Annotated in this window: 27 protein-coding genes; 24 read left to right on the forward strand and 3 right to left on the reverse strand. The window is 66.2% G+C overall.

All coding sequences use genetic code 11. The features are described 5' to 3' along the window. Positions 1 to 730 precede the first annotated feature (730 nt). From rpoB to tuf, 6 genes are all read left to right on the forward strand, one after another. On the forward strand, positions 731 to 4,216 hold the full coding sequence (rpoB, locus tag AB0D57_RS00725; RefSeq protein ID WP_362065395.1) for a DNA-directed RNA polymerase subunit beta: 3,486 nt from the start codon (positions 731 to 733) through the stop codon (positions 4,214 to 4,216). Between the two features lie 94 nt (positions 4,217 to 4,310). After that, a complete protein-coding gene (locus AB0D57_RS00730) occupies positions 4,311 to 8,210 on the forward strand; it encodes a DNA-directed RNA polymerase subunit beta' (protein WP_362065398.1) in 3,900 nt (1,299 codons plus the stop codon). A 937-nt stretch (positions 8,211 to 9,147) separates the two neighbouring features. After that, positions 9,148 to 9,519 carry a 30S ribosomal protein S12 gene (gene rpsL, locus AB0D57_RS00735; RefSeq protein ID WP_003948652.1) on the forward strand — a complete coding sequence of 124 codons (372 nt, stop codon included), beginning with the start codon at positions 9,148 to 9,150 and terminating at the stop codon, positions 9,517 to 9,519. A 2-nt stretch (positions 9,520 to 9,521) separates the two neighbouring features. Further along, complete coding sequence (gene rpsG / locus AB0D57_RS00740; protein WP_003974303.1) at positions 9,522 to 9,992, forward strand: 30S ribosomal protein S7; 471 nt, start codon at positions 9,522 to 9,524, stop codon at positions 9,990 to 9,992. 39 nt (positions 9,993 to 10,031) lie between these two features. Continuing rightward, positions 10,032 to 12,161, forward strand: coding sequence for an elongation factor G (gene fusA / locus AB0D57_RS00745; protein ID WP_362065402.1), 2,130 nt, complete (start codon positions 10,032 to 10,034; stop codon positions 12,159 to 12,161). A 143-nt stretch (positions 12,162 to 12,304) separates the two neighbouring features. After that, on the forward strand, positions 12,305 to 13,498 hold the full coding sequence (gene tuf / locus AB0D57_RS00750; protein ID WP_362065405.1) for an elongation factor Tu: 1,194 nt from the start codon (positions 12,305 to 12,307) through the stop codon (positions 13,496 to 13,498). A 426-nt stretch (positions 13,499 to 13,924) separates the two neighbouring features. On the opposite strand, the gene AB0D57_RS00755 is transcribed toward tuf, so the two are convergent. The 3 genes from AB0D57_RS00755 to AB0D57_RS00765 all read right to left on the reverse strand — a co-directional run bounded on the left by AB0D57_RS00755 (position 13,925) and on the right by AB0D57_RS00765 (position 16,763). After that, positions 13,925 to 15,163: a cytochrome P450 gene (locus AB0D57_RS00755; protein WP_362065408.1), complete on the reverse strand. Its 1,239-nt coding sequence runs from the start codon at positions 15,161 to 15,163 to the stop codon at positions 13,925 to 13,927. Positions 15,164 to 15,250: 87 nt separating this feature from the next. Next, positions 15,251 to 15,847 carry a Uma2 family endonuclease gene (locus tag AB0D57_RS00760; RefSeq protein ID WP_362065411.1) on the reverse strand — a complete coding sequence of 199 codons (597 nt, stop codon included), beginning with the start codon at positions 15,845 to 15,847 and terminating at the stop codon, positions 15,251 to 15,253. Between the two features lie 52 nt (positions 15,848 to 15,899). Beyond that, positions 15,900 to 16,763 (reverse strand): helix-turn-helix domain-containing protein, encoded by an 864-nt coding sequence (locus AB0D57_RS00765; RefSeq protein ID WP_362065414.1) that lies wholly within the window; start codon positions 16,761 to 16,763, stop codon positions 15,900 to 15,902. A gap of 410 nt (positions 16,764 to 17,173) precedes the next feature. On the opposite strand from AB0D57_RS00765, the gene AB0D57_RS00770 reads away from it, so the two are divergent. From AB0D57_RS00770 to rpsH, 18 genes are all read left to right on the forward strand, one after another. Continuing rightward, entirely contained in the window at positions 17,174 to 18,049 is an 876-nt protein-coding gene (locus tag AB0D57_RS00770) for a helix-turn-helix transcriptional regulator (protein ID WP_362065417.1), read from the forward strand. Further along, on the forward strand, positions 18,046 to 18,255 hold the full coding sequence (locus AB0D57_RS00775; RefSeq protein WP_362065420.1) for a DUF397 domain-containing protein: 210 nt from the start codon (positions 18,046 to 18,048) through the stop codon (positions 18,253 to 18,255). Before AB0D57_RS00770 ends, AB0D57_RS00775 begins: the two co-directional genes overlap by 4 nt. Positions 18,256 to 18,726: 471 nt before the next feature. Continuing rightward, positions 18,727 to 19,035, forward strand: a complete 309-nt coding sequence (rpsJ, locus tag AB0D57_RS00780; protein ID WP_003948644.1) for a 30S ribosomal protein S10 — start codon at positions 18,727 to 18,729, stop codon at positions 19,033 to 19,035. 17 nt (positions 19,036 to 19,052) lie between these two features. Beyond that, complete coding sequence (gene rplC / locus AB0D57_RS00785) at positions 19,053 to 19,697, forward strand: 50S ribosomal protein L3 (protein ID WP_355782961.1); 645 nt, start codon at positions 19,053 to 19,055, stop codon at positions 19,695 to 19,697. A 5-nt stretch (positions 19,698 to 19,702) separates the two neighbouring features. After that, the gene (rplD, locus tag AB0D57_RS00790) at positions 19,703 to 20,359 is read left to right on the forward strand and encodes a 50S ribosomal protein L4 (protein ID WP_362065424.1); all 657 of its coding nucleotides are present in this window, start codon (positions 19,703 to 19,705) and stop codon (positions 20,357 to 20,359) included. Continuing rightward, a complete protein-coding gene (rplW, locus tag AB0D57_RS00795) occupies positions 20,359 to 20,775 on the forward strand; it encodes a 50S ribosomal protein L23 (RefSeq protein WP_067367110.1) in 417 nt (138 codons plus the stop codon). Before rplD ends, rplW begins: the two co-directional genes overlap by 1 nt. 39 nt (positions 20,776 to 20,814) lie before the next feature. Further along, a complete protein-coding gene (gene rplB / locus AB0D57_RS00800) occupies positions 20,815 to 21,651 on the forward strand; it encodes a 50S ribosomal protein L2 (protein ID WP_362065428.1) in 837 nt (278 codons plus the stop codon). 12 nt (positions 21,652 to 21,663) lie between these two features. Next, a complete protein-coding gene (gene rpsS / locus AB0D57_RS00805) occupies positions 21,664 to 21,945 on the forward strand; it encodes a 30S ribosomal protein S19 (protein ID WP_010986346.1) in 282 nt (93 codons plus the stop codon). Positions 21,946 to 21,986: 41 nt separating this feature from the next. Next, a complete protein-coding gene (gene rplV / locus AB0D57_RS00810; RefSeq protein ID WP_003974262.1) occupies positions 21,987 to 22,334 on the forward strand; it encodes a 50S ribosomal protein L22 in 348 nt (115 codons plus the stop codon). Continuing rightward, a complete protein-coding gene (rpsC, locus tag AB0D57_RS00815; RefSeq protein ID WP_362065433.1) occupies positions 22,334 to 23,185 on the forward strand; it encodes a 30S ribosomal protein S3 in 852 nt (283 codons plus the stop codon). The genes rplV and rpsC overlap by 1 nt, the downstream gene beginning before the upstream one ends. A 5-nt stretch (positions 23,186 to 23,190) precedes the next feature. After that, positions 23,191 to 23,610: a 50S ribosomal protein L16 gene (gene rplP / locus AB0D57_RS00820; RefSeq protein WP_099500627.1), complete on the forward strand. Its 420-nt coding sequence runs from the start codon at positions 23,191 to 23,193 to the stop codon at positions 23,608 to 23,610. Beyond that, positions 23,610 to 23,834, forward strand: a complete 225-nt coding sequence (gene rpmC, locus AB0D57_RS00825; protein WP_003998824.1) for a 50S ribosomal protein L29 — start codon at positions 23,610 to 23,612, stop codon at positions 23,832 to 23,834. The genes rplP and rpmC overlap by 1 nt, the downstream gene beginning before the upstream one ends. Then, a complete protein-coding gene (gene rpsQ, locus AB0D57_RS00830) occupies positions 23,834 to 24,118 on the forward strand; it encodes a 30S ribosomal protein S17 (protein ID WP_362018953.1) in 285 nt (94 codons plus the stop codon). Before rpmC ends, rpsQ begins: the two co-directional genes overlap by 1 nt. A gap of 105 nt (positions 24,119 to 24,223) precedes the next feature. After that, positions 24,224 to 24,592 carry a 50S ribosomal protein L14 gene (rplN, locus tag AB0D57_RS00835; RefSeq protein ID WP_003998823.1) on the forward strand — a complete coding sequence of 123 codons (369 nt, stop codon included), beginning with the start codon at positions 24,224 to 24,226 and terminating at the stop codon, positions 24,590 to 24,592. Positions 24,593 to 24,594: 2 nt separating this feature from the next. Continuing rightward, positions 24,595 to 24,918 carry a 50S ribosomal protein L24 gene (gene rplX, locus AB0D57_RS00840; RefSeq protein ID WP_053674523.1) on the forward strand — a complete coding sequence of 108 codons (324 nt, stop codon included), beginning with the start codon at positions 24,595 to 24,597 and terminating at the stop codon, positions 24,916 to 24,918. Beyond that, entirely contained in the window at positions 24,918 to 25,475 is a 558-nt protein-coding gene (gene rplE / locus AB0D57_RS00845) for a 50S ribosomal protein L5 (protein WP_060901493.1), read from the forward strand. The genes rplX and rplE overlap by 1 nt, the downstream gene beginning before the upstream one ends. 5 nt (positions 25,476 to 25,480) lie before the next feature. Next, positions 25,481 to 25,666 carry a type Z 30S ribosomal protein S14 gene (locus AB0D57_RS00850; RefSeq protein WP_030368403.1) on the forward strand — a complete coding sequence of 62 codons (186 nt, stop codon included), beginning with the start codon at positions 25,481 to 25,483 and terminating at the stop codon, positions 25,664 to 25,666. Positions 25,667 to 25,876: 210 nt separating this feature from the next. After that, positions 25,877 to 26,275, forward strand: coding sequence for a 30S ribosomal protein S8 (rpsH, locus tag AB0D57_RS00855; protein ID WP_362065440.1), 399 nt, complete (start codon positions 25,877 to 25,879; stop codon positions 26,273 to 26,275). Positions 26,276 to 26,283 lie beyond the last annotated feature (8 nt).

Raw genomic sequence — 26,283 nt, forward strand, 5'->3', positions numbered from 1 at the left:
ACGGACTCTCAGCGGACCGTGGAGCCCCTCGTGGTCCAGTACGGACTTTCACGGTCCGGTACGGACTCACGCGTGCCGACGCAGCCGCTCACGCGGCGCCGCACACAGCCGCTCACGTAGCGCCGTAACGCGGACGCCAGGAAGCGCTGTAACGCTGACGCACTGAGGAGCGATCACCCAACTGGGTGGTCGCTCTTCGGCGTTCCAGGGGTCCCCGTAGCGGCTGTCTTGCGCTGTCGGTCGCGGCGAGTATGGTGATCTTCGTTGTGCCTCCGGCCGCGCCCGTGACGGGCTGCAAGACGGGCTGCAAGACAGGTTGCACGTGACGATCGCGGCACTTGCTTTGGGCATGGGGGGCCTTGACGAACAGCACGCAGCGCGCAATTCTCAGGACGCGTCGTCACAACGATCCGGATCCGAGGCATGGATCGGTGGCGAAGAGGGCAGTATCGATGTGCATTGAGGGCGTGGCTTGCCGCAGGTGTTGAGAACAACGAGGGTCTCAAAAAACCGGGACTGGACATCAGTGGGCCGACTGGCTACACTGACCCTTTGCGCTGCCTGTTAGCTGCCTCCTGCCCGTCACCAGGGGCATGCCCTCGCTTGAGCACCGACGATTGGAACATCCCTGAACTGGCCTTCTTGGGCCGATCGGGAACGACCTGTCTCTGTGCCCCTGCTGGGGACCGGTACGCGCGTAGTGAGTCCGAGCCCTCGGAAGGACCCCCTCTTGGCCGCCTCGCGCACTGCCTCGACCGCGAATACGAACAACGGCGCCAGCACCGCCCCGCTGCGCATCTCCTTTGCAAAGATCAAGGAGCCCCTCGAGGTTCCGAACCTTCTTGCGCTGCAAACCGAGAGCTTCGACTGGCTGCTCGGCAACGCCGCGTGGAAGGCTCGTGTCGAGGCGGCTTTGGACAGCGGACAGGATGTCCCCACGAAGTCCGGTCTGGAGGAGATCTTCGAGGAGATCTCCCCGATCGAGGACTTCTCCGGGTCGATGTCCCTGACGTTCCGTGACCACCGCTTCGAGCCCCCGAAGAACTCCATCGACGAGTGCAAGGAGCGCGACTTCACGTACTCGGCGCCGCTCTTCGTCACCGCCGAGTTCACCAACAACGAGACCGGCGAGATCAAGTCCCAGACGGTCTTCATGGGCGACTTCCCGCTCATGACCAACAAGGGCACCTTCGTCATCAACGGCACCGAGCGTGTCGTGGTGTCCCAGCTGGTCCGCTCGCCGGGTGTCTACTTCGACTCCTCCATCGACAAGACGTCCGACAAGGACATCTTCTCCGCGAAGGTCATCCCGTCCCGGGGTGCCTGGCTGGAGATGGAGATCGACAAGCGCGACATGGTCGGTGTCCGCATCGACCGCAAGCGCAAGCAGTCCGTCACCGTTCTCCTGAAGGCTCTCGGTTGGACGACCGAGCAGATCCTCGAGGAGTTCGGCGAGTACGAGTCCATGCGCGCCACCCTGGAGAAGGACCACACCCAGGGCCAGGACGACGCGCTGCTCGACATCTACCGCAAGCTGCGTCCGGGCGAGCCCCCGACCCGTGAGGCCGCGCAGACGCTGCTCGAGAACCTCTACTTCAACCCGAAGCGCTACGACCTCGCCAAGGTCGGCCGCTACAAGGTCAACAAGAAGCTGGGCGGCGAAGCCCCGCTGGACGCCGGGATCCTGACCGTCGAGGACATCATCTCGTCGATCAAGTACCTGGTGAAGCTGCACGCCGGTGAGACCGAGACCGTTGGCGACAACGGCACCTCGATCGTCGTCGAGACCGACGACATCGACCACTTCGGCAACCGTCGTCTGCGCAACGTCGGCGAGCTCATCCAGAACCAGGTCCGCACGGGTCTGGCTCGTATGGAGCGCGTCGTCCGCGAGCGCATGACGACTCAGGACGTCGAGGCGATCACGCCGCAGACCCTGATCAACATCCGGCCGGTCGTCGCCTCCATCAAGGAGTTCTTCGGCACCAGCCAGCTGTCGCAGTTCATGGACCAGAACAACCCGCTGTCGGGTCTCACCCACAAGCGCCGTCTGTCGGCTCTTGGCCCGGGTGGTCTCTCCCGTGAGCGGGCCGGCTTCGAGGTCCGTGACGTGCACCCGTCGCACTACGGCCGCATGTGCCCGATCGAGACCCCTGAAGGCCCGAACATCGGTCTGATCGGCTCGCTCGCCTCGTACGGCCGGGTCAACGCGTTCGGTTTCGTCGAGACCCCGTACCGCAAGGTCACCGGCGGTGTCGTCACCGACGAGGTCGACTACCTGACGGCCGACGAAGAGGACCGGTTCGTCATCGCGCAGGCCAATGCGCCGCTGACGGACGAGCTCCGCTTCGAGGAGTCCCGCGTCCTGGTCCGCCGTCGTGGCGGAGAGGTCGACTACGTCCCCGGTGAGGACGTCGACTACATGGACGTCTCGCCGCGCCAGATGGTGTCGGTCGCGACCGCGATGATCCCGTTCCTGGAGCACGACGACGCCAACCGTGCCCTCATGGGCGCGAACATGATGCGTCAGGCCGTTCCGCTCATCAAGTCCGAGGCGCCGCTGGTCGGCACCGGCATGGAGTACCGCTGTGCGGTCGACGCCGGTGACGTCCTGAAGTCGGAGAAGGACGGTGTGGTCCAGGAGGTCTCCGCGGACTACGTCACCACCGCCAACGACGACGGTACGTACACCACGTACCGCCTGCACAAGTTCTCCCGCTCGAACCAGGGCACCTCCGTCAACCAGAAGGTTGTCGTGGACGAGGGCGCCCGGGTCGTCGCCGGTCAGGTTCTGGCCGACGGTCCGGCGACCGAGAACGGCGAGATGGCGCTCGGCAAGAACCTGCTCGTGGCGTTCATGCCGTGGGAGGGTCACAACTACGAGGACGCGATCATCCTGTCGCAGCGCCTCGTGCAGGACGACGTCCTCTCCTCGATCCACATCGAGGAGCACGAGGTCGACGCCCGTGACACCAAGCTCGGCCCCGAGGAGATCACCCGGGACATCCCGAACGTCTCCGAGGAGGTCCTCGCCGACCTCGACGAGCGCGGCATCATCCGCATCGGTGCCGAGGTCGTCGCCGGCGACATCCTGGTCGGCAAGGTCACGCCCAAGGGTGAGACCGAGCTGACCCCCGAGGAGCGCCTGCTCCGCGCGATCTTCGGTGAGAAGGCGCGCGAGGTGCGCGACACCTCGCTGAAGGTGCCGCACGGTGAGATCGGCAAGGTCATCGGCGTCCGCGTCTTCGACCGTGAAGAGGGCGACGAGCTGCCGCCGGGCGTGAACCAGCTGGTTCGTGTCTACGTGGCGCAGAAGCGCAAGATCACGGACGGTGACAAGCTCGCCGGCCGCCACGGCAACAAGGGTGTCATCTCGAAGATCCTGCCGATCGAGGACATGCCGTTCCTGGAGGACGGCACCCCGGTCGACATCATCCTCAACCCGCTGGGTGTCCCGTCCCGAATGAACCCGGGACAGGTTCTGGAGATCCACCTCGGCTGGCTCGCCAGCCGCGGCTGGGACGTCTCCGGCCTCGCGGACGACTGGGCGCAGCGCCTGCAGGCCATCGAGGCCGACCAGGTCGCCCCGGGCACCAACGTCGCCACCCCCGTCTTCGACGGTGCGCGTGAGGACGAGCTCGCGGGTCTGCTGCAGCACACGATTCCGAACCGCGACGGCGAGCGCATGGTGCTCCCGACCGGTAAGGCGCCGCTGTTCGACGGCCGCTCCGGCGAGCCGTTCCCGGAGCCGATCTCGGTCGGCTACATGTACATCCTGAAGCTGCACCACCTGGTCGACGACAAGCTGCACGCGCGTTCGACCGGTCCGTACTCGATGATCACCCAGCAGCCGCTGGGTGGTAAGGCCCAGTTCGGTGGCCAGCGCTTCGGCGAGATGGAGGTGTGGGCGCTTGAGGCTTATGGCGCCGCGTACGCCCTCCAGGAGCTGCTGACCATCAAGTCCGACGACGTCACCGGCCGCGTGAAGGTCTACGAGGCCATCGTCAAGGGCGAGAACATCCCCGAGCCCGGCATCCCCGAGTCCTTCAAGGTGCTCATCAAGGAGATGCAGTCTCTCTGCCTCAACGTGGAGGTGCTGTCCAGCGACGGTATGTCCATCGAAATGCGTGACACCGACGAGGACGTCTTCCGCGCAGCGGAGGAGCTCGGCATCGACCTGTCCCGGCGCGAGCCGAGCAGCGTCGAAGAGGTCTGACGGGAGTTCGGCGGCCTTCACCAGAAGGCCGCCGGCCCCAGGACCCCCGTATCAGACCCCTAAGACTTACAACCCTGAGAGGGATTGACGCATAGTGCTCGACGTCAACTTCTTCGATGAGCTCCGGATCGGTCTGGCCACCGCTGACGACATCCGTCAGTGGAGCCACGGCGAGGTCAAGAAGCCCGAGACCATCAACTACCGCACCCTCAAGCCCGAAAAGGACGGACTCTTCTGCGAGAAGATCTTCGGTCCGACCCGGGACTGGGAGTGCTACTGCGGCAAGTACAAGCGTGTCCGCTTCAAGGGCATCATCTGTGAGCGCTGTGGCGTCGAGGTCACTCGCGCCAAGGTGCGTCGTGAGCGGATGGGCCACATCGAGCTGGCCGCTCCCGTCACCCACATCTGGTACTTCAAGGGCGTTCCGTCGCGTCTCGGCTACCTGCTCGACCTTGCCCCGAAGGACCTCGAGAAGGTCATCTACTTCGCGGCGTACATGATCACGTACGTCGACGAGGAGCGCCGCACGCGTGACCTGCCCTCGCTGGAGGCGCACGTCTCCGTCGAGCGTCAGCAGGTCGAGAACCGTCGCGACGCCGACCTCGAGGCCCGCGCCAAGAAGCTCGAGACCGACCTGGCCGAGCTGGAGGCCGAGGGCGCCAAGGCCGACGTACGCCGCAAGGTGCGCGAAGGTGCCGAGCGTGAGATGAAGCAGCTGCGTGACCGTGCGCAGCGCGAGATCGACCGTCTCGACGAGGTGTGGACCCGGTTCAAGAACCTCAAGGTCCAGGACCTGGAGGGCGACGAGCTCCTCTACCGCGAGCTGCGTGACCGCTTCGGCACGTACTTCGACGGTTCGATGGGTGCCGCGGCGCTGCAGAAGCGCCTGGAGTCCTTCGACCTGGATGAAGAGGCCGAGCGGCTTCGCGAGATCATCCGTACCGGCAAGGGTCAGAAGAAGACCCGTGCGCTGAAGCGGCTGAAGGTCGTGTCTGCCTTCCTGCAGACCTCCAACAGCCCCAAGGGCATGGTCCTCGACTGCGTCCCGGTCATCCCGCCGGACCTGCGTCCGATGGTGCAGCTGGACGGTGGCCGCTTCGCGACCTCCGACCTGAACGACCTGTACCGCCGTGTGATCAACCGCAACAACCGTCTGAAGCGACTTCTCGACCTCGGTGCGCCCGAGATCATCGTGAACAACGAGAAGCGCATGCTTCAGGAGGCTGTTGACGCGCTGTTCGACAACGGCCGTCGTGGCCGTCCGGTCACCGGTCCGGGTAACCGCCCGCTGAAGTCCCTGAGCGACATGCTCAAGGGCAAGCAGGGTCGTTTCCGTCAGAACCTGCTCGGTAAGCGTGTGGACTACTCCGCGCGTTCCGTGATCGTCGTCGGTCCGCAGCTGAAGCTGCACCAGTGTGGTCTGCCCAAGGCCATGGCGCTGGAGCTCTTCAAGCCGTTCGTGATGAAGCGCCTGGTCGACCTGAACCACGCGCAGAACATCAAGAGCGCCAAGCGGATGGTCGAGCGCGGCCGCACGGTCGTGTACGACGTGCTGGAAGAGGTCATCGCGGAGCACCCGGTTCTGCTGAACCGTGCGCCCACGCTGCACCGCCTCGGCATCCAGGCCTTCGAGCCGCAGCTGGTCGAGGGCAAGGCCATCCAGATCCACCCGCTCGTCTGCACCGCGTTCAACGCGGACTTCGACGGTGACCAGATGGCCGTGCACCTGCCGCTGTCCGCGGAGGCGCAGGCCGAGGCCCGCATCCTGATGCTGTCCTCGAACAACATCCTCAAGCCCGCCGACGGTCGCCCGGTCACGATGCCGACCCAGGACATGGTCCTCGGTCTGTTCTTCCTGACCACCGACGGTGAGCTGCGCAACGTCAAGGGCGGGGAGCGCTCCTTCGCGTCCGTCGCCGAGGCGATCATGGCGTTCGACGCCGGCGAGCTCTCGCTGCAGTCGCCCGTGGACATCCGCTTCCCGGTGGGCACCATCCCGCCGCGTGGCTGGACTCCGCCGGCGCGCGAGGAGGGCGAGCCGGAGTGGCAGCAGGGTGACACCTTCCGCCTCCGTACGACGCTGGGCCGCGCGCTCTTCAACGAGCTGCTGCCCGAGGACTACCCGTTCGTCGACTACGAGGTCGGCAAGAAGCAGCTCTCCGAGATCGTCAACGACCTCGCCGAGCGCTACCCCAAGGTCATCGTGGCGGCGACGCTCGACAACCTGAAGGCGGCCGGCTTCTTCTGGGCGACCCGCTCCGGCGTCACCGTGGCCATCTCCGACATCGTCGTTCCCGAGGCGAAGAAGGAGATCGTCAAGGGCTACGAGGCGCAGGACGAGAAGGTCCAGAAGCAGTACGAGCGCGGTCTGATCACCAAGGACGAGCGCACGCAGGAACTCATCGCGATCTGGACCAAGGCGACCAACGAGGTTGCCGAGGCGATGAACGCGAACTTCCCGAAGACGAACCCCATCTTCATGATGGTTGACTCGGGTGCCCGAGGAAACATGATGCAGATGCGTCAGATCGCCGGTATGCGTGGTCTGGTGTCGAACGCGAAGAACGAGACGATCCCGCGTCCGATCAAGGCGTCGTTCCGTGAGGGTCTGTCCGTGCTGGAGTACTTCATCTCCACGCACGGTGCCCGTAAGGGTCTGGCGGACACCGCCCTGCGTACCGCCGACTCGGGTTACCTGACCCGTCGTCTGGTGGACGTCTCGCAGGACGTCATCATCCGCGAGGAGGACTGCGGCACCGACCGTGGCCTCAAGCTGCACATCGCGGAGCGCGGCGCGGACGGTGTGCTGCGCAAGGCGGAGAACGTCGAGACCAGCGTGTACGCACGTGCGCTGGCCGAGGACATCACCGTTGACGGCAAGGTGCTGGCCCCGGCCAACACCGACCTCGGCGACGTCCTCATCGACGAGCTCGTCAAGCACGGCATCGAGGAGGTCAAGACCCGCTCGGTCCTGACCTGCGAGTCCGCCGTCGGTACCTGCGCCATGTGCTACGGCCGTTCGCTGGCCACCGGCAAGCTGGTCGACATCGGTGAGGCGGTCGGCATCATCGCCGCCCAGTCCATCGGTGAGCCCGGCACGCAGCTGACGATGCGTACCTTCCACACCGGTGGTGTGGCCGGTGACGACATCACCCAGGGTCTGCCCCGTGTCGTCGAGCTCTTCGAGGCTCGTACGCCGAAGGGTGTCGCCCCGATCTCGGAGGCCTCCGGCCGGATCCGGATCGAGGAGACCGAGAAGACCAAGAAGATCGTCGTCACCCCGGACGACGGCAGCGACGAGACGGCGTTCCCGATCTCGAAGCGTGCCCGTCTGCTGGTGGGCGAGGGCGACCACGTCGAGGTGGGCCAGAAGCTCACCGTGGGTGCCACCAACCCGCACGACGTGCTGCGGATCCTCGGTCAGCGCGCGGTCCAGGTCCACCTGGTCGGCGAAGTCCAGAAGGTCTACAACTCGCAGGGTGTGTCGATCCACGACAAGCACATCGAGATCATCATCCGGCAGATGCTGCGCCGTGTGACGATCATCGAGTCGGGCGACGCGGAGCTGCTGCCCGGCGAGCTGGTCGAGCGTTCGAAGTTCGAGACCGAGAACCGTCGTGTGGTCCAGGAAGGCGGCCACCCGGCCTCCGGCCGTCCGCAGCTGATGGGTATCACCAAGGCCTCGCTGGCGACCGAGTCGTGGCTGTCGGCGGCGTCCTTCCAGGAGACGACCAGGGTTCTGACGGACGCGGCGATCAACGCCAAGTCCGACTCCCTGATCGGCCTCAAGGAGAACGTCATCATCGGTAAGCTCATCCCGGCCGGTACGGGTCTGTCCCGCTACCGCAACATCCGGGTCGAGCCGACCGAGGAGGCCAAGGCCGCGATGTACTCGGCCGTCGGCTACGACGACATCGACTACTCGCCGTTCGGCACGGGCTCCGGCCAGGCCGTTCCGCTGGAGGACTACGACTACGGTCCGTACAACCAGTAAGCGGTAGTAGGCAGTACGCGAAGGGCGGTCATCCCCGGTTGGGGGTGACCGCCCTTCGGCGTTCACCGACTACAGCCGGCGGCCCCTCTTGCACGCTGTCCGCCTCGCGGAGGTGCAACGCCTGGCGCAGGGGCTTCCACGGCCGTGTAGCCGCTGGAGAGCGCCATGCGCAGGCGTATCTGGGCACTGGCCGCCATCGAGCCGGTTCTTGTTGTGCAGCAGTGCGGGTGTCTCGGAGAGCAGGGCCTTCAGCGGGCCGGGAACCGGGACCTGGGCGTCGATGAGCTCCATGACGGAGTGTCGCCGGGGTCCGCACGCAGCCGGGCCGTCTCGCTGACGCCTGCCGCCACAGGGCGGCGTGCGGTGACGGCAGCTCACGGAGAGTGCGTGCCCCCTATGATCCGGCGCAGCAGATCGCGGCGTACGGCGACGACGCGGCAGCTCCTTGGTACGACGACCTGCCAATCACATAACTCTTTCCAAACGGGCAGGAACGGCACTCGGTCATCGAGGCCGTCGTCGTCCCAGGCGCGCGTCCGAGCCCCGGTCATTGCCCTGCCCCCCGTCTTCACCTGCGGCTATGCCATCGGTGTGGCAACCAGTCAACGTACTTGAGGTGGCTGCTCGGCGAACGGGCGGCAATCGGCCTCCTTGACCGATACTGGGCGTACGCGGCTCGAAAAGCCCGGCGTGTCGTGCCCCATCGCATTTGTTTTGACCGAAGTCCGTGAGGTAGGTACGCTCAGACCTTGTGCCTGGGGTGTGCCCTGGCTCGCGTGCGTGCCTTTAAACCGCGAGGCGAGTCGTAACCGGCCACCGTAATCTGCGCTCTTTCCGCCTTGCGGTGGGAGTCTGCAGCATTCGACACACCCGACCGCGTGGGTCGGAGATGTTCCAGGTTAGCTTCACCATTCGGCACACAGAAACCGGAGAAGTAGTGCCTACGATCCAGCAGCTGGTCCGGAAGGGCCGGCAGGACAAGGTCGAGAAGAACAAGACGCCCGCACTCGAGGGTTCGCCCCAGCGTCGCGGCGTCTGCACGCGTGTGTTCACGACCACCCCGAAGAAGCCGAACTCGGCCCTGCGTAAGGTCGCGCGTGTGCGTCTGACCAGCGGGATCGAGGTCACCGCTTACATTCCGGGTGAGGGACACAACCTGCAGGAGCACTCCATCGTGCTCGTGCGCGGCGGCCGTGTGAAGGACCTGCCGGGTGTTCGCTACAAGATCATCCGAGGTTCGCTTGACACCCAGGGTGTCAAGAACCGCAAGCAGGCCCGCAGCCGCTACGGCGCCAAGAAGGAGAAGTAAGAATGCCTCGTAAGGGCCCCGCCCCGAAGCGCCCGGTCATCATCGACCCGGTCTACGGTTCTCCTCTTGTCACCTCCCTGATCAACAAGGTGCTGCTGAACGGCAAGCGCTCCACCGCCGAGCGCATCGTGTACGGCGCCATGGAGGGCCTGCGCGAGAAGACCGGCAACGACCCGGTCATCACGCTCAAGCGCGCGCTGGAGAACATCAAGCCGACCCTCGAGGTCAAGTCCCGCCGTGTTGGTGGCGCCACCTACCAGGTGCCGATCGAGGTCAAGCCCGGTCGCGCCAACACGCTCGCGCTGCGCTGGCTCGTGGGTTACTCCCGCGCCCGCCGCGAGAAGACCATGACCGAGCGTCTGCTCAACGAGCTTCTCGACGCTTCGAACGGCCTCGGTGCGGCCGTCAAGAAGCGCGAGGACACCCACAAGATGGCCGAGTCCAACAAGGCCTTCGCGCACTACCGCTGGTAGTCGCTACCCCCATCGAGACCGAGAGAAGACTGAGCCAATATGGCTACCACTTCACTTGACCTGGCCAGGGTCCGCAACATCGGGATCATGGCTCACATCGACGCGGGCAAGACGACCACCACCGAGCGGATCCTCTTCTACACCGGCGTCAGCTACAAGATCGGTGAAGTCCACGACGGCGCTGCCACCATGGACTGGATGGAGCAGGAGCAGGAGCGTGGCATCACGATCACCTCTGCTGCCACCACCTGTCACTGGCCGCTTGAGGACAACGACTACACGATCAACATCATCGACACCCCGGGGCACGTCGACTTCACGGTCGAGGTGGAGCGCTCGCTGCGCGTCCTCGACGGTGCCGTCACGGTGTTCGACGGTGTCGCCGGTGTTGAGCCGCAGTCCGAGACGGTGTGGCGTCAGGCCGACCGTTACGGCGTGCCCCGCATCTGCTTCGTCAACAAGCTCGACCGGACCGGCGCGGAGTTCCACCGCTGCGTCGACATGATCTCGGACCGCCTTGGTGCGCAGCCGCTGGTCATGCAGCTTCCGATCGGTGCCGAGATGGACTTCAAGGGCGTTGTGGACCTGGTCCGCATGAAGGCGCTCGTGTGGTCCGCCGAGGCCGCCAAGGGCGAGATGTACGACGTCGTCGACATCCCGGCCACGCACATCGAGGCTGCCGAGGAGTACCGCGGCAAGCTGATCGAGGGCGTTGCCGAGAACGACGAAGAGATCATGGAGCTGTACCTGGAGGGCCAGGAGCCCACCGAGGAGCAGCTGTACGCCGCGATCCGTCGCATCACCATCGCGTCCGGCAAGTCCAACGACACCACGGTCACCCCGGTGTTCTGTGGCACCGCGTTCAAGAACAAGGGCGTTCAGCCCCTGCTCGACGCGGTCGTGCGCTACCTCCCGACTCCGCTCGACGTCGAGGCCATCGAGGGCCACGACGTCAAGGACCCGGAGCTGGTCGTCAAGCGCAAGCCGTCCGAGGACGAGCCGCTGTCCGCGCTCGCTTTCAAGATCATGAGCGACCCGCACCTGGGCAAGCTCACCTTCGTCCGGGTCTACTCGGGCCGCCTGGAGTCCGGCACTGCCGTGCTGAACTCCGTCAAGGGCAAGAAGGAGCGCATCGGCAAGATCTACCGCATGCACGCGAACAAGCGTGAGGAGATCGAGGCGGTGGGCGCCGGTGACATCGTCGCCGTGATGGGCCTGAAGCAGACCACCACCGGTGAGACGCTGTCCGACGACAAGAACCCGGTGATCCTGGAGTCCATGGACTTCCCGGCGCCGGTCATTCAGGTCGCCATCGAGCCCAAGTCCAAGGGTGACCAGGAGAAGCTGGGTGTCGCCATCCAGCGTCTCGCGGAGGAGGACCCCTCCTTCCAGGTTCACTCGGACGAGGAGACCGGCCAGACCATCATCGGTGGTATGGGCGAGCTGCACCTCGAGGTGCTGGTCGACCGTATGCGCCGTGAGTTCAAGGTCGAGGCCAACGTCGGTAAGCCGCAGGTCGCCTACCGTGAGACGATCCGTAAGGCCGTCGAGCGCGTGGACTACACCCACAAGAAGCAGACCGGTGGTACCGGTCAGTTCGCCAAGGTGCAGATCGCGATCGAGCCCATCACCGAGGCCGACGGTCCGGCGTACGAGTTCGTGAACAAGGTCACCGGTGGCCGCATCCCGCGGGAGTACATCCCGTCGGTGGACGCCGGTGCGCAGGAGGCCATGCAGTTCGGCATCCTCGCCGGCTACGAGATGACGGGCGTCCGCGTCACGCTTCTCGACGGTGCTTACCACGAGGTCGACTCCTCCGAGCTCGCGTTCAAGATCGCCGGTTCGCAGGCCTTCAAGGAGGCCGCGCGCAAGGCCAGCCCCGTGCTGCTCGAGCCGATGATGGCCGTAGAGGTCACCACGCCCGAGGACTACATGGGTGACGTCATCGGCGACATCAACTCCCGCCGTGGCCAGATCCAGGCCATGGAGGAGCGGGCCGGTGCCCGCGTCGTGAAGGGCCTCGTGCCCCTCTCGGAGATGTTCGGCTACGTCGGAGACCTCCGCAGCAAGACGTCGGGTCGCGCAAGCTACTCGATGCAGTTCGACTCCTACGCCGAGGTTCCCCGGAACGTCGCCGAGGAGATCATCGCGAAGGCCAAGGGCGAGTAACGCACCCCGTTCACACGCTTTAGGCTTGACACCGACCGCCGGGGCTCAACCGGTAAGGGAGAACCCCGGCGGCCGGCACCCCAGCAAAGATCACCTGGCGCCGATGAGTAAGGCGTACCAGAACCACTCTCAGGAGGACCCCAGTGGCGAAGGCGAAGTTCGAGCGGACTAAGCCGCACGTCAACATCGGCACCATCGGTCACATCGACCACGGTAAGACGACCCTCACGGCCGCCATTACCAAGGTGCTGCACGACGCGTTTCCGGACCTGAACGAGGCCTCGGCCTTCGACCAGATCGACAAGGCTCCTGAGGAGCGCCAGCGCGGTATCACCATCTCCATCGCGCACGTCGAGTACCAGACCGAGACGCGTCACTACGCCCACGTCGACTGCCCCGGTCACGCGGACTACATCAAGAACATGATCACGGGTGCGGCGCAGATGGACGGCGCCATCCTCGTTGTCGCCGCCACGGACGGCCCGATGCCGCAGACCAAGGAGCACGTGCTCCTGGCCCGCCAGGTCGGCGTTCCGTACATCGTTGTCGCCCTGAACAAGGCCGACATGGTGGACGACGAGGAGATCCTGGAGCTCGTCGAGCTCGAGGTCCGTGAGCTGCTCTCCGAGTACGAGTTCCCGGGCGACGACCTGCCGGTCGTCAAGGTCTCGGCGCTCAAGGCCCTTGAGGGCGACAAGGAGTGGGGCCAGACCGTCCTCGACCTGATGAAGGCCGTCGACGAGAACATCCCGCAGCCCGAGCGTGACGTCGACAAGCCGTTCCTGATGCCGATCGAGGACGTCTTCACGATCACCGGTCGTGGCACCGTCGTCACCGGTCGTATCGAGCGCGGTATCCTCAAGGTCAACGAGACCGTTGACATCGTGGGTATCAAGCAGGAGAAGACCACCACCACGGTCACCGGCATCGAGATGTTCCGCAAGCTGCTCGACGAGGGCCAGGCCGGTGAGAACGTCGGTCTGCTCCTCCGTGGCATCAAGCGCGAGGACGTCGAGCGCGGCCAGGTCATCATCAAGCCCGGTTCGGTCACGCCGCACACCGAGTTCGAGGCCCAGGCCTACATCCTGTCCAAGGACGAGGGTGGCCGCCACACGCCGTTCTTCAACAACTACCGTCCGCAGTTCTACTTCCGTACGACTGACGTGACCGGTGTTGTGACCCTCCCCGAGGGCACGGAGATGGTCATGCCGGGCGACAACACTGAGATGAAGGTCGAGCTCATCCAGCCCGTCGCCATGGAAGAGGGCCTGAAGTTCGCCATCCGTGAGGGTGGCCGGACCGTGGGCGCCGGCCAGGTCACCAAGATCAACAAGTAATTGCTGATCGCTTGACCTGGTAGCTCCTCGCGAGCTCCTTGAAGGGGCCCGTACGACTTCGGTCGTACGGGCCCCTTTGCCGTGTGCCGTTCATGCCGACGTCCCGCCGAAACCATTCGACGCCGACGCGGCCGAGGGGTGTAGGCATGTCTGGAAACGTCAGCCGTAGAACCGTGCTCGGTGCGGGGCTCGCCGCGCTTCTGGTCCTGTCCGGCGTGGCACGGGCCGATGCGGGCGCGCGGTCCACAGACCCCGGGGCGGGACGACATCGAACGGGTGACAACGGGCGTACGGCCCGGCGACGCGATGGCGCGGGATGTCGTGCTCCAGGGCAGGGTGCGGCGACGCTGATGGACGAGAACTTCGTGACGAAGCCGGCGTACGCGGCGGTGGGGGAGGGGCTGGCGTCCGGACGGTGAGCCCGGCCTACCAGGTCACCGGGAGGGCTACCGGGCCGCGGATCATCGTGCGCTGCCGGAAGGGGACCTCGTCGGCGGGCACGGCGAGGCGCAGGTCGGGCAGGCGGGTCAGCAGGGTGTCGATCAGCAGCTCGATCTGCATCCGGGAGAAGACGGCGCCGGTGCAGAAGTGCGGCCCGTTGCCGAAGGCCATGTGGGCGCCGGTGTCCCGGTCGAGGTCGATCCGGTCGGGGTCGGGGAAGACGTCCGGATCGCGGTTGGCGGCCAGGTAGGAGACGTAGACCGGGTCGCCCGCGCTGACGCGGATGCCCGAGATGTCGACGTCCTCCGTGGCGATGCGGGGGAGGCCGACGGCGGCGCGGTGCGGGATGTAGCGCAGGAGTTCCTCGATGGCGGCGGGGCGGGACGCGGGGTCGCTGCGGAAGCGTTCCATCAGGTCGGGGCGGGTGAGGAGGAGGTAGAACATCTGGCCGCTGTTGTTGGTGACGGCTTCGCCGCCGATCTGGAGCGGGCCGGAGACGCTGATCGCCTCCTCCATACCGAGCTCGCCCTGCCGCACGGCGGCGCCGAGCAACGACAGCACGTCCTCGCTGTCACCGTCGCTTTCGTTGTCCCGGCGGTCGCGGATGGCTTCTCCGATCCATCCGAACAGGCCCTTCTTGGCCTGCTCGGAGGCTTCGGCGCCGCCCGCGGTGGAGATGATCTCGCGCGTCCAGTCGTGCAGCTTCTGCCGTTCGTCGGCGGGTACGCCCATGACCTCGCAGACGACGTTGATCGGGAAGGGTTCGAGGACCCGCTCGATGAGGTCGGCGGGCGGCCCGTCGCGCAGCATGCCGTCGACCAGAACGTCGAGCATCTCCTGGGCACGGGGACGCAGCCGCTTCACCGCGCTCACGGTGTAGGCGTTCGCGACGGCGCGGCGGAGCCGGTTGTGGTCGGGCTGGTCGGCCCACGCCAGCGCGCCGGGCCTGGGCGCGAAGTGCGGCGCCAGCCGTGTGACCTGCCGGACGGAGGCTTCCTTCCGGCTGAACCGGGGATCGTTCGTGATCATCTTCACGTCGTCGTAGCGCGTCGCCAGCCACGCCCAGCCCTCCCCGTGCGGAAGCCGGATCCGTGTCAGCGGACCCTCCCGCATCAACTCCGCGAGCACCGGCTCGAACTCGGTCCCGCGCAGCTCACCGGCGGGCCAGTCGCGGACGGGGGGAAGCGGCGGCTCCGCCAGGACGCTGATGGTCTCTTCTGCCATGGATCCACGATCGGCGGCCTATGGCGCGCTGTCGCGTGGGAGTGCTCCAGGTGGAGCAGCGGAATGACTTCGTTGCCGCTGTCCGGCTTACTCGTCCGGATAGCGGGGAAGGCCCGCGGTGGAGATCGTCCACTCGGCGATGGTGACGTCCTCGCCGTACACGAAGTCCTTGCGGGTGGCGTAGCGGGGGCCGTCGGGAGTGGAGTGGATGTCGGAGAGGACGGCGCCGGTGGCGGTGCGGGGATCGAAGATCGCGTAGATCGGGACGCCCATCAGCGGGTAGTCGCGCACCTTGCTCACCCAGTCGTTGTCCGGGTTGGATCGGGAGACCACTTCGACGGCCGCGATGAGGGTACGGGGATCGAAGGAACCCGGGACGTCCATGTCCACCATGGCGATCACCATCACGTCCGGACGGCGCAGGATGCCCTGGGGTTCGTCCTCGACGTCGGGTTCGCCCGTGTGGGCCACGAGCTCGTCCGGCATGACTTTCTCAAGGCGTTTCCTGACATGAAGAGTGGTCAACTCGTGCGGACCGACGGGCGCCATCATGTCGTGGACGATCCCCTTCTTGGTGATCTCGAATTTGCCGGGGATGGTGTCGTCCATGGACTGAACGAGGTCCCGCATGGCCCGGTAGATGTGGGAGGCGCCCTGTCGCGCGTCGTTTGGGGCGATGGTCATGGCGCTCGCTCCTCGTCTGCCGTGCCCGGGGGCAAGGATCGTCACGTTCATGCTAGGCGGCCTCCGGGAGATCGGATCGGCAGTCGCGGCAGTGGCCGGGGTCGGGCGCGCGGAAGGCGCGGTCGCAGCCGTCGCAGTTCTGGAGGGGGTGCCGAACCGCCAGTGGTGAGGCGGGCGCGCGGAACGGGGGCGGGGGCGGGAGCTGGGCGGCGAGGCGGTGGGCGAGGAAGGCTGCTGGGCGGCGCAGGTCTTCGGCTGGCAGGTCCGTGGTCAGGGCTTGTTGTACGGCGGTGGGGGTGAGATCGCGTTCTAGCCAGGCGGCGACTCCGGGAGCGAGGTGCTCCGCGTCGGTGGCGGAGAGGAGCAGGCGGGGGTCGTGGCGGCGGAGGCCCGCGAGGAGGTCGACGGCGGTCTGGAGAAGGGTGGGGGAGGCGTACGCCGGTTTCGGCACGGCGGGGAGGGCGCGGCGCGGGGGTTTCTTTTCCAGGGAGGCCCGTCGAGCGGGCGGCCTGGGCGCGTCGGCCGTGCCGTGGTGTCCCGGCCGGTTGCAGGAGATCGTGCGGGTGACGATCCGGCCGCCGGGGGTGCGTTCGCGGGTGCGGCGGAGGTAGCCGTGGGCTTCGAGTTCGCGCAGGGCGGCGGCGATTCGGTCCGGGCCCTCGGGGAAGCGGGCGGCGAGGGTCTTGATGTCGACGCGGGCGCCGGTGGGCAGCGACTGGATGTGGACGGCCAGCCCGATCGCGAGGAGCGACAGCTCGGGGTGCTGGGCGAGGTGGTTGCCGATCACCGTGAAGCGGGTGGTGTGGCGGGTGTTGTCGTGGATGACGCCGCCGGGGTGGGCGTGCGCGTGCCGGCGGTTTTTGCCCGCGATACCGGACTGCGCGCACGGGGGCGCGCTAGGGTTCTGCGTATCCATCGGGAAGCTCTTTTTCCTCGGTGGTCAGGCCCTCGCATTGGGATGGCAGTCCCGGCGGGGGCCGTCGTATGTCTGCGGTTGTGTCGCGCTGAGCGTAGGGCAGGCAACAGGTCCCGGATCCAGCCGAGTTGGCGATGTTCACTCGCGCGAGTGAGTTTGCGCGGCGGGCGGGAGGGGTGGGGCTTGGTGGGGTTTCTTTCTCTCCCGTGTTTCTTGGGGAAGAGCGCCGGTCGCACCGGAGCACACGCCGCCGGGGTTCGGTGTTCTTACCGTGATTCGTGATTCGCCATTCGTTACTCGGTCGATGCGTACGGTTACTGTCCGGAGTTTGTCCGGTCGTGTCGAGCTGTCGACAGGGGCCGTACGGGTAGGGGCCGTTGCGGCGCAGCGGTACGACGGAGGGGTGCGCGATGTACGTGGATGGCGACGCGGGTCGGCTCAAGGGCGAGGCGGACGAGCCGGGTTGGGAGGTGGACCCGGACGACGACTGGGGTGTGGCGGTCGTCGCGACTGTGGGGCGGCAGTTGAAGCTGCGGCGGGAGGCGAAGGGGATGCGGGCCGCCGAGTTCGGAGCGGCGGTCGGGTACGGGGAGGACATGGTCTACAAGATCGAGGGGGGTAAGCGGATCCCCCAGCCCGGGTATCTGGAGCGGGCGGACGAGGTGTTGGGGGCGGGTGGGCTGCTCTCGGCGATGAAGGAGGACGTGGCGCGGGTTCGGTATCCGAAGAAGGTTCGGGAGATCGCGAAGCTGGAGGCGCAGGCCGCCGAGATCGGGGTGTACGTCGGGCTCAGTCTCCATGGCTTGTTGCAGACGCCTGAGCATGCGGGGGCCTTGTTCGAGGTGTGGCAACCGTCGTACTCGGAGGAGGAAGTGGAGCGCCGCGTGGCGGCCCGCATGGCGCGGCACTCGATCTTCGAACGCGAACCTGCGCCTGCACTCAGCTTCGTCCAGGAAGAGGCGACGCTCCGACGCCGTGTCGGAGGCACAATGGTGAGGCGACAGCAGCTCGAACGCTTGCTGGAGGTGGGGCGGTTGCGCAATGTCACTCTTCAGGTGATGCCGACGCATTCCGGAGCCCACCCCGGGCTGAGCGGCAAGATCGAGGTGCTGAAGTTCGCGGACGGCACGGCGCTGGGTCGTTCCGACGGCGCGTTCAACGGCCGCCCGACTTCCGATCCGAAGCAGCTGAGGATCCTTGAACTGCGGTATGGCACCATCCGGGCTCAGGCTCTCTCGCCCGGGGAGTCATTGGCCTTCATCGAGCAACTGCTGGGAGAAACATGATCCGCAAGGCCTTCGCCGGGGGTACCTCTGAACTGGCGTGGTTCAAGAGCAGCTACAGCGACGGTCCTGATGGCGACTCCTGCGTCGAGATCGCCACCGCTCCCGCCACGATCCACGTCCGCGACTCCAAGAACCTCGCCGGCCCCCAGCTCGCGCTCACGCCCGACGCGTGGGCGGCCTTCGTGCCGTACGCCTGCGAGGGCTGACCCGGTCCGTCCCCTCGTCCGGCGTCAGTACTCGGGCGGCCCCGGCGCGCGCCCCGTGTTTGACCTGCGTCACTCTCGGGGTATTGTCTCCGGCTCGATTGGCGTCCGCCATGCCCTCTGTGGCAGACTAGCGGGGTTGCTCGGTCGAGTGCCGATGCTGCGCGCCTCCCGCCGGGAGGACCGGAAGCGAGTCCCACAGTACTCGTCGCCTCAACTGCCGTAAGGCAGCGCTGGGGCGGACGTACGGGAATCTTTCGGGAAGTGTCAGCGGGGTGCAGACCAGGCACCCGGTGGGTGTTTTGCCCCCGGTCCTGCGGTTGCTTTCGGGTAGAGCCGTGTCCCTGGCAGGGAAATCCGTTTGTGGATACCCCTGCGGCGGGAGCGCGACACACCCGACCGCGTGGGTCGGAGACAGGACGCGAACCCCCGGGTTCCAGAGCGTTTCACTAGACAAAGGACTACTGAGTAGCCATGGCGGGACAGAAGATCCGCATCCGGCTCAAGGCCTACGACCACGAGGTCATCGACTCCTCGGCGAAGAAGATCGTCGAGACGGTGACCCGCACTGGTGCGTCGGTCGCAGGCCCGGTGCCGCTGCCCACTGAGAAGAACGTGTACTGCGTCATCAAGTCGCCGCACAAGTACAAGGACTCGCGCGAGCACTTCGAGATGCGCACGCACAAGCGCCTGATCGACATTCTCGACCCGACGCCCAAGACCGTTGACTCTCTGATGCGACTCGACCTCCCGGCCGGTGTCGACATCGAGATCAAGCTCTAGGGATCGGTGATCTGAGAATGGCTAAGCAGATCAAGGGCATCCTGGGCGAGAAGCTCGGCATGACGCAGGTGTGGGACGAGAACAACCGTGTTGTTCCGGTCACCGTCGTCAAGGCTGGGCCCAATGTCGTCACCCAGGTGCGTACGAACGACACCGACGGCTACGAGTCGGTCCAGATCGCCTTCGGCGAGATCGACCCGCGCAAGGTGAACAAGCCCCTCAAGGGCCACTTCGCCAAGGCCGACGTCACCCCCCGTCGTCACCTCGTCGAGATCCGTACCGCTGACGCCAGCGAGTACACCCTCGGCCAGGAGATCACCGCCGAGACCTTCGAGGCCGGCGTCAAGGTGGATGTGACCGGCAAGAGCAAGGGCAAGGGCTTCGCCGGTGTCATGAAGCGTCACAACTTCAAGGGCCTCGGCGCCGGACACGGCACCCAGCGCAAGCACCGCTCTCCCGGCTCCATCGGTGGCTGCGCCACCCCGGGCCGTGTGTTCAAGGGCCTCCGCATGGCGGGCCGCATGGGCAACGAGCGCGTCACCACCCAGAACCTGACCGTTCACGCCGTTGACGCGGAGAAGGGCCTGCTCCTTATCAAGGGCGCGGTTCCTGGTCCGAACGGCGGCCTCGTCCTGGTCCGCACCGCGGCCAAGGGGGCCTGAGGAACATGACCACCATTGACATTCAGTCGCCCTCCGGCGACACCGCCGGGACTGTCGAGCTCCCGGCCGAGATCTTCGACGTAGAGAAGATCAGCATCCCGCTGCTCCACCAGGTCGTCGTCGCACAGCTGGCCGCTGCCCGTCAGGGCACGCACAAGGTCAAGCGTCGTGGCGAGGTCCGCGGTGGCGGCAAGAAGCCCTACCGCCAGAAGGGCACCGGCCGCGCCCGTCAGGGTTCGACCCGTGCGCCGCAGTTCGCCGGCGGTGGCGTCGTCCACGGCCCCACGCCGCGTGACTACTCGCAGCGGACCCCGAAGAAGATGAAGGCCGCGGCCCTGCGCCACGCCCTCACCGACCGGGCCCGCAACGCTCGCATCCACGTCATCACCGGCGTGATCGAGGGCGAGACCCCCTCCACCAAGGCCGCGAAGAGCTTCCTCGGCAAGGTCAGCGAGCGCAAGAACGTGCTCCTGGTCATCGAGCGCTCCGACGAGGCCGCGCTGCTCTCCGCGCGCAACCTGCCCCAGGTCCACATCCTGGAGCCGGGCCAGCTGAACACGTACGACGTTCTCGTCTCGGACGACGTGGTCTTCACCCAGGCCGCTTTCGAGTCCTTCGTGTCTGGCCCCCAGGCCGCTGACACCGAAGGGAGCGAAGCCTGATGGCTACGCGTCACCCGAGCATTGCCTCGAAGGCCGCCAAGGCCGCCAAGGCCGCGCGCGTCGCCAAGGCGAAGCGCCACGAGGCCGAAGGCAAGAACACCGTCGAGACCCCGGCGAGCAAGAGCTTCACGGACCCCCGTGACGTCCTCCTCAAGCCGGTCGTCTCCGAGAAGAGCTACGCGCTGCTCGACGAGGGCAAGTACACCTTCGTCGTCGCGCCGGGCGCCAACAAGACCCAGATCAAGCAGGCCGTCCAGGCGGTCTTCTCGGTCAAGGTCACCGGGGTCAACACGATCAACCGCCAGGGCAAGCGCAAGCGGACCAAGAGCGGCTTCGGTAAGCGTGCGGACACCAAGCGCGCCATCGTGACCCTCGCTGAGGGCGACCGTATCGACATCTTCGGCCAGGCCTCCTAACGGAGCGCCCTGGTCCGAATATCGGACGAGGACTGAGAAATGGGAATCCGCAAGTACAAGCCGACGACGCCGGGCCGCCGTGGCTCCTCCGTCGCCGACTTCGTCGAGGTCACGCGGTCCACGCCGGAGAAGTCGCTGGTCCGCCCGCTGCACAGCAAGGGCGGCCGTAACAACGCCGGTCGTGTGACCGTTCGCCACCAGGGTGGCGGACACAAGCGCGCCTTCCGAGTGATCGACTTCCGTCGTCACGACAAGGACGGCGTGCCGGCGAAGGTCGCGCACATCGAGTACGACCCCAACCGCACCGCGCGCATCGCGCTGCTGCACTACGCGGACGGCGAGAAGCGCTACATCCTCGCCCCCCGCAACCTGTCGCAGGGCGACCGCGTCGAGAACGGTCCCGGGGCCGACATCAAGCCGGGCAACAACCTGGCCCTCCGCAACATCCCGGTCGGTACCACGATCCACGCGATCGAGCTCCGTCCCGGTGGCGGTGCCAAGTTCGCCCGCTCCGCCGGTACCTCCGTGCAGCTGCTCGCGAAGGAGGGCCAGATGGCCCACCTCCGCATGCCCTCCGGTGAGATCCGCCTGGTCGACGTGCGCTGCCGCGCCACCGTCGGTGAGGTCGGCAACGCCGAGCAGAGCAACATCAACTGGGGTAAGGCCGGCCGTAAGCGCTGGCTGGGCGTTCGCCCGACCGTCCGCGGTGTGGCGATGAACCCGGTTGACCACCCGCACGGTGGTGGTGAGGGCAAGACCTCCGGTGGTCGCCACCCGGTCTCGCCGTGGGGTCAGAAGGAGGGTCGTACTCGTTCGCCGAAGAAGGCTTCGAACAAGTACATCGTCCGCCGCCGCAAGACGAACAAGAAGCGCTAGGAGCGGGTTTAGATGCCGCGCAGTCTCAAGAAGGGGCCCTTCGTCGACGACCACCTCATCAAGAAGGTGGACGCCCAGAACGAAGCCGGTTCCAAGAACGTCATCAAGACCTGGTCCCGTCGCTCGATGATCATCCCGGCCATGCTCGGCCACACGATCGCGGTGCACAACGGCAAGACCCACATTCCGGTGTTTGTCACCGAGTCGATGGTCGGCCACAAGCTCGGCGAGTTCTCGCCGACGCGCACCTTCCGGGGTCACGTCAAGGACGACCGGAAGTCGAAGCGCCGCTAACGCGGGGTGGAATGACCATGACAGACACTGGAAGGACAACCATGGAAGCCAGGGCCCAGGCGCGGTACATCCGCGTTACGCCCATGAAGGCCCGCCGCGTGGTGGACCTTATCCGTGGCATGGATGCCACGGAGGCTCAGGCGGTCCTGCGTTTCGCCCCGCAGGCCGCGAGCGTGCCGGTCGGCAAGGTGCTTGACAGCGCCATTGCCAACGCCGCGCACAACTACGACCACACCGACGCCGACAGCCTCTTCATCTCCGAGGCGTACGTCGACGAGGGCCCGACCCTGAAGCGGTTCCGGCCGCGTGCCCAGGGCCGCGCCTACCGGATCCGCAAGCGGACCAGCCACATCACCGTGGTCGTCAGCAGCAAGGAAGGAACCCGGTAATGGGCCAGAAGGTTAACCCGCATGGGTTCCGGCTCGGTGTCACCACGGACTTCAAGTCCCGGTGGTACGCCGACAAGCTGTACAAGGACTACGTCAAGGAAGACGTCGCCATCCGTCGGATGATGACGTCCGGCATGGAGCGCGCCGGCATCTCGAAGGTTGAGATCGAGCGCACCCGTGACCGCGTGCGGGTGGACATCCACACCGCGCGTCCGGGCATTGTCATCGGCCGCCGTGGCGCCGAGGCCGACCGCATCCGCGGTGACCTCGAGAAGCTCACGGGCAAGCAGGTCCAGCTGAACATCCTCGAGGTCAAGAACCCCGAGACCGACGCTCAGCTGGTTGCTCAGGCCGTTGCCGAGCAGCTGTCCTCCCGCGTCTCCTTCCGCCGCGCCATGCGTAAGAGCATGCAGTCGGCGATGAAGGCGGGCGCCAAGGGCATCAAGATCCAGTGTGGTGGCCGTCTCGGCGGCGCCGAGATGTCCCGCTCGGAGTTCTACCGCGAGGGCCGTGTGCCCCTGCACACGCTCCGCGCGAACGTCGACTACGGCTTCTTCGAGGCCAAGACGACCTTCGGCCGTATCGGTGTGAAGGTCTGGATCTACAAGGGCGACGTCAAGAACATCGCCGAGGTCCGCGCCGAGAACGCCGCTGCCCGTGCGGGTAACCGCCCGGCTCGCGGCGGCGCCGGCGGCGGCGACCGCCCGGCCCGTGGTGGTGGCCGTGGTGGCGAGCGTGGCGGCCGCGGCCGCAAGCCGCAGCAGCAGTCCGCGCCGGCTGCCGAGGCCCCCAAGGCCGACGCTCCCGCCGCCGCTGCCGCTCCGGCTGAGAGCACCGGAACGGAGGCCTGACCGAAATGCTGATCCCCCGTAGGGTCAAGCACCGCAAGCAGCACCACCCGAAGCGCCGTGGTCAGGCCAAGGGCGGTACGCAGGTTTCGTTCGGCGAGTACGGCATTCAGGCCCTCACGCCGGCGTACGTGACGAACCGCCAGATCGAGGCGGCTCGTATCGCGATGACCCGCCACATCAAGCGTGGCGGCAAGGTCTGGATCAACATCTACCCGGACCGCCCGCTGACCAAGAAGCCTGCCGAGACCCGCATGGGTTCCGGTAAGGGTTCCCCCGAGTGGTGGGTCGCGAACGTGCACCCGGGCCGGGTCATGTTCGAGCTGTCCTACCCCAACGAGAAGATCGCCCGTGAGGCCCTCACTCGCGCAGCCCACAAGCTGCCGATGAAGTGCCGGATCGTCAAGCGCGAGGCAGGTGAAGCGTGATGTCGGCCGGTACCAAGGCGTCCGAGCTGCGCGAACTGGGTGACGAGGAGCTTCTCGCGAAGCTCCGCGAAGCCAAGGAAGAGCTGTTCAACCTCCGCTTCCAGGCGGCGACCGGTCAGCTCGAGAACCACGGTCGGCTGAAGGCCGTCCGCAAGGACATCGCGCGGATCTACACCCTGATGCGTGAGCGCGAGCTGGGCATCGAGACGGTGGAGAGCGCCTGATGAGTGAGAACAACGTGACCGAGACCGCTGAAGCCCGTGGTTTCCGCAAGACCCGTGAGGGTCTCGTCGTCAGCGACAAGATGGACAAGACCGTCGTCGTCGCTGTCGAGGACCGCGTCAAGCACGCGCTGTACGGCAAGGTCATCCGCCGTACGAGCAAGCTCAAGGCCCACGACGAGCAGAACGCCGCCGGCGTCGGCGACCGTGTCCTCCTGATGGAGACCCGGCCGCTGTCCTCGACGAAGCGCTGGCGCATCGTCGAGATCCTCGAGAAGGCCAAGTAATTACCTGAGGGGTTTCCCTCAGGTTGGTTCCGCCAGGCTCGGGGCGGGGTCGCTGTGAACAGTTGACCCCGCCCCGGGAACCGGCAGACAAATCAGGAGATAGACGTGATCCAGCAGGAGTCGCGACTGCGCGTCGCCGACAACACTGGTGCGAAGGAAATCCTTTGCATCCGTGTGCTCGGTGGCTCCGGTCGCCGCTACGCGGGTATCGGTGACGTCATCGTCGCCACCGTCAAGGACGCGATCCCCGGCGGCAATGTGAAGAAGGGTGACGTCGTCAAGGCGGTCATCGTTCGCACCGTCAAGGAGCGCCGCCGTCCGGACGGCTCGTACATCCGCTTCGACGAGAACGCCGCCGTCATTCTGAAGAACGACGGCGACCCTCGCGGCACCCGTATCTTCGGCCCCGTCGGCCGTGAGCTGCGCGAGAAGAAGTTCATGAAGATCATCTCGCTCGCGCCGGAGGTGCTGTAAGCATGAAGATCAAGAAGGGCGACCTGGTCCAGGTCATCACCGGTAAGGACAAGGGCAAGCAGGGCAAGGTCATTGCCGCTTACCCGCGCGACGAGCGCGTCCTGGTCGAGGGTGTCAACCGGGTCAAGAAGCACACCAAGGCCGGCCCGACCGCTCGCGGTTCGCAGGCCGGCGGCATCGTCACGACCGAGGCGCCGATCCACGTCTCCAACGTCCAGCTGGTCGTTGAGAAGGACGGTAACAAGGTCGTCACGCGTGTCGGTTACCGCTTCGACGACGAGGGCAACAAGATCCGCGTTGCCAAGCGGACGGGTGAGGACATCTGATGGCTACCACCACCACTCCGCGTCTCAAGACGAAGTACCGCGAGGAGATCGCGGGCAAGCTGCGTGAGGAGTTCTCGTACGAGAACGTCATGCAGGTTCCCGGCCTCGTCAAGATCGTGGTCAACATGGGTGTCGGCGACGCCGCCCGTGACTCGAAGCTCATGGACGGTGCCGTCCGTGACCTGACCACGATCACCGGTCAGAAGCCGGCCATCACCAAGGCCCGCAAGTCCATCGCGCAGTTCAAGCTGCGTGAGGGTCAGCCGATCGGTGCCCACGTCACGCTCCGTGGCGACCGCATGTGGGAGTTCCTGGACCGCACCCTGTCGCTCGCGCTGCCGCGCATCCGCGACTTCCGTGGTCTGTCCCCCAAGCAGTTCGACGGCCGTGGCAACTACACCTTCGGTCTCACGGAGCAGGTCATGTTCCACGAGATCGACCAGGACAAGATCGACCGCGTCCGGGGTATGGACATCACCGTGGTCACCACGGCGACCAACGACGCTGAGGGCCGTGCCCTTCTCCGTCACCTCGGCTTCCCGTTCAAGGAGGCGTAAGCGAGATGGCGAAGAAGTCTCTGATTGCCAAGGCTGCTCGCAAGCCCAAGTTCGGTGTGCGCGCGTACACCCGCTGCCAGCGCTGCGGCCGTCCGCACTCCGTCTACCGCAAGTTCGGCCTGTGCCGCGTGTGCCTTCGTGAGATGGCTCACCGTGGCGAGCTGCCGGGCGTGACCAAGAGCTCCTGGTAATCCCCTAGTTGGGATCAACCAGGACTCTCGGTAAGTAAAGGGTCTGGCAGAGGCCCGCTCCTCCATGGCTTAGGCTAGGAGGGTTGGGCGTCTGCCGCCCTGACCGACTTACTACGCCGTAGGTCCCCGCACCGCACCCGTCCCGCCACTGAGTGGGGAGAGGGATGGCGCATACAGGAAACCCCGGCGAGAGAGGCCGAAGGCCAATTCATGACCATGACTGATCCGATCGCAGACATGCTTACGCGTCTGCGTAACGCGAACTCGGCGTACCACGACACCGTGGGAATGCCGCACAGCAAGATCAAGTCGCACATCGCGGAGATCCTCCAGCAGGAGGGCTTCATCACGGGCTGGAAGGTCGAGGAAGCCGAGGTCGGCAAGAACCTCGTCCTCGAGCTGAAGTTCGGCCCGAACCGTGAGCGCTCCATCGCGGGCATCAAGCGGATCTCCAAGCCCGGTCTCCGGGTTTACGCGAAGTCCACCAACCTGCCGAAGGTGCTCGGCGGCCTCGGCGTGGCGATCATCTCCACGTCGCACGGGCTCCTCACCGACAAGCAGGCCGGCAAGAAGGGCGTAGGCGGAGAAGTCCTCGCCTACGTCTGGTAGCGGAAGGG

Source organism: Streptomyces sp. NPDC048275, from assembly GCF_040652275.1.
Lineage (GTDB): Bacteria > Actinomycetota > Actinomycetes > Streptomycetales > Streptomycetaceae > Streptomyces.

What these genes read in the sequence shown, in the direction of transcription:
- rpsG (WP_003974303.1), top strand. Translation starts at nt 9,522, where the DNA reads ATGCCTCGTAAGGGCCCCGCCCCGAAGCGCCCGGTCATCATCGACCCG.
- fusA (WP_362065402.1), top strand. Translation starts at nt 10,032, where the DNA reads ATGGCTACCACTTCACTTGACCTGGCCAGGGTCCGCAACATCGGGATC.
- AB0D57_RS00755 (WP_362065408.1), bottom strand. Translation starts at nt 15,163, where the DNA reads ATGGCAGAAGAGACCATCAGCGTCCTGGCGGAGCCGCCGCTTCCCCCC.
- AB0D57_RS00760 (WP_362065411.1), bottom strand. Translation starts at nt 15,847, where the DNA reads ATGACCATCGCCCCAAACGACGCGCGACAGGGCGCCTCCCACATCTAC.
- AB0D57_RS00765 (WP_362065414.1), bottom strand. Translation starts at nt 16,763, where the DNA reads ATGGATACGCAGAACCCTAGCGCGCCCCCGTGCGCGCAGTCCGGTATC.
- AB0D57_RS00770 (WP_362065417.1), top strand. Translation starts at nt 17,174, where the DNA reads ATGTACGTGGATGGCGACGCGGGTCGGCTCAAGGGCGAGGCGGACGAG.
- AB0D57_RS00775 (WP_362065420.1), top strand. Translation starts at nt 18,046, where the DNA reads ATGATCCGCAAGGCCTTCGCCGGGGGTACCTCTGAACTGGCGTGGTTC.
- rpsJ (WP_003948644.1), top strand. Translation starts at nt 18,727, where the DNA reads ATGGCGGGACAGAAGATCCGCATCCGGCTCAAGGCCTACGACCACGAG.
- rplC (WP_355782961.1), top strand. Translation starts at nt 19,053, where the DNA reads ATGGCTAAGCAGATCAAGGGCATCCTGGGCGAGAAGCTCGGCATGACG.
- rplD (WP_362065424.1), top strand. Translation starts at nt 19,703, where the DNA reads ATGACCACCATTGACATTCAGTCGCCCTCCGGCGACACCGCCGGGACT.
- rplW (WP_067367110.1), top strand. Translation starts at nt 20,359, where the DNA reads ATGGCTACGCGTCACCCGAGCATTGCCTCGAAGGCCGCCAAGGCCGCC.
- rplB (WP_362065428.1), top strand. Translation starts at nt 20,815, where the DNA reads ATGGGAATCCGCAAGTACAAGCCGACGACGCCGGGCCGCCGTGGCTCC.
- rpsS (WP_010986346.1), top strand. Translation starts at nt 21,664, where the DNA reads ATGCCGCGCAGTCTCAAGAAGGGGCCCTTCGTCGACGACCACCTCATC.
- rplV (WP_003974262.1), top strand. Translation starts at nt 21,987, where the DNA reads ATGGAAGCCAGGGCCCAGGCGCGGTACATCCGCGTTACGCCCATGAAG.
- rpsC (WP_362065433.1), top strand. Translation starts at nt 22,334, where the DNA reads ATGGGCCAGAAGGTTAACCCGCATGGGTTCCGGCTCGGTGTCACCACG.
- rplP (WP_099500627.1), top strand. Translation starts at nt 23,191, where the DNA reads ATGCTGATCCCCCGTAGGGTCAAGCACCGCAAGCAGCACCACCCGAAG.
- rpmC (WP_003998824.1), top strand. Translation starts at nt 23,610, where the DNA reads ATGTCGGCCGGTACCAAGGCGTCCGAGCTGCGCGAACTGGGTGACGAG.
- rpsQ (WP_362018953.1), top strand. Translation starts at nt 23,834, where the DNA reads ATGAGTGAGAACAACGTGACCGAGACCGCTGAAGCCCGTGGTTTCCGC.
- rplX (WP_053674523.1), top strand. Translation starts at nt 24,595, where the DNA reads ATGAAGATCAAGAAGGGCGACCTGGTCCAGGTCATCACCGGTAAGGAC.
- rplE (WP_060901493.1), top strand. Translation starts at nt 24,918, where the DNA reads ATGGCTACCACCACCACTCCGCGTCTCAAGACGAAGTACCGCGAGGAG.
- AB0D57_RS00850 (WP_030368403.1), top strand. Translation starts at nt 25,481, where the DNA reads ATGGCGAAGAAGTCTCTGATTGCCAAGGCTGCTCGCAAGCCCAAGTTC.
- rpsH (WP_362065440.1), top strand. Translation starts at nt 25,877, where the DNA reads ATGACCATGACTGATCCGATCGCAGACATGCTTACGCGTCTGCGTAAC.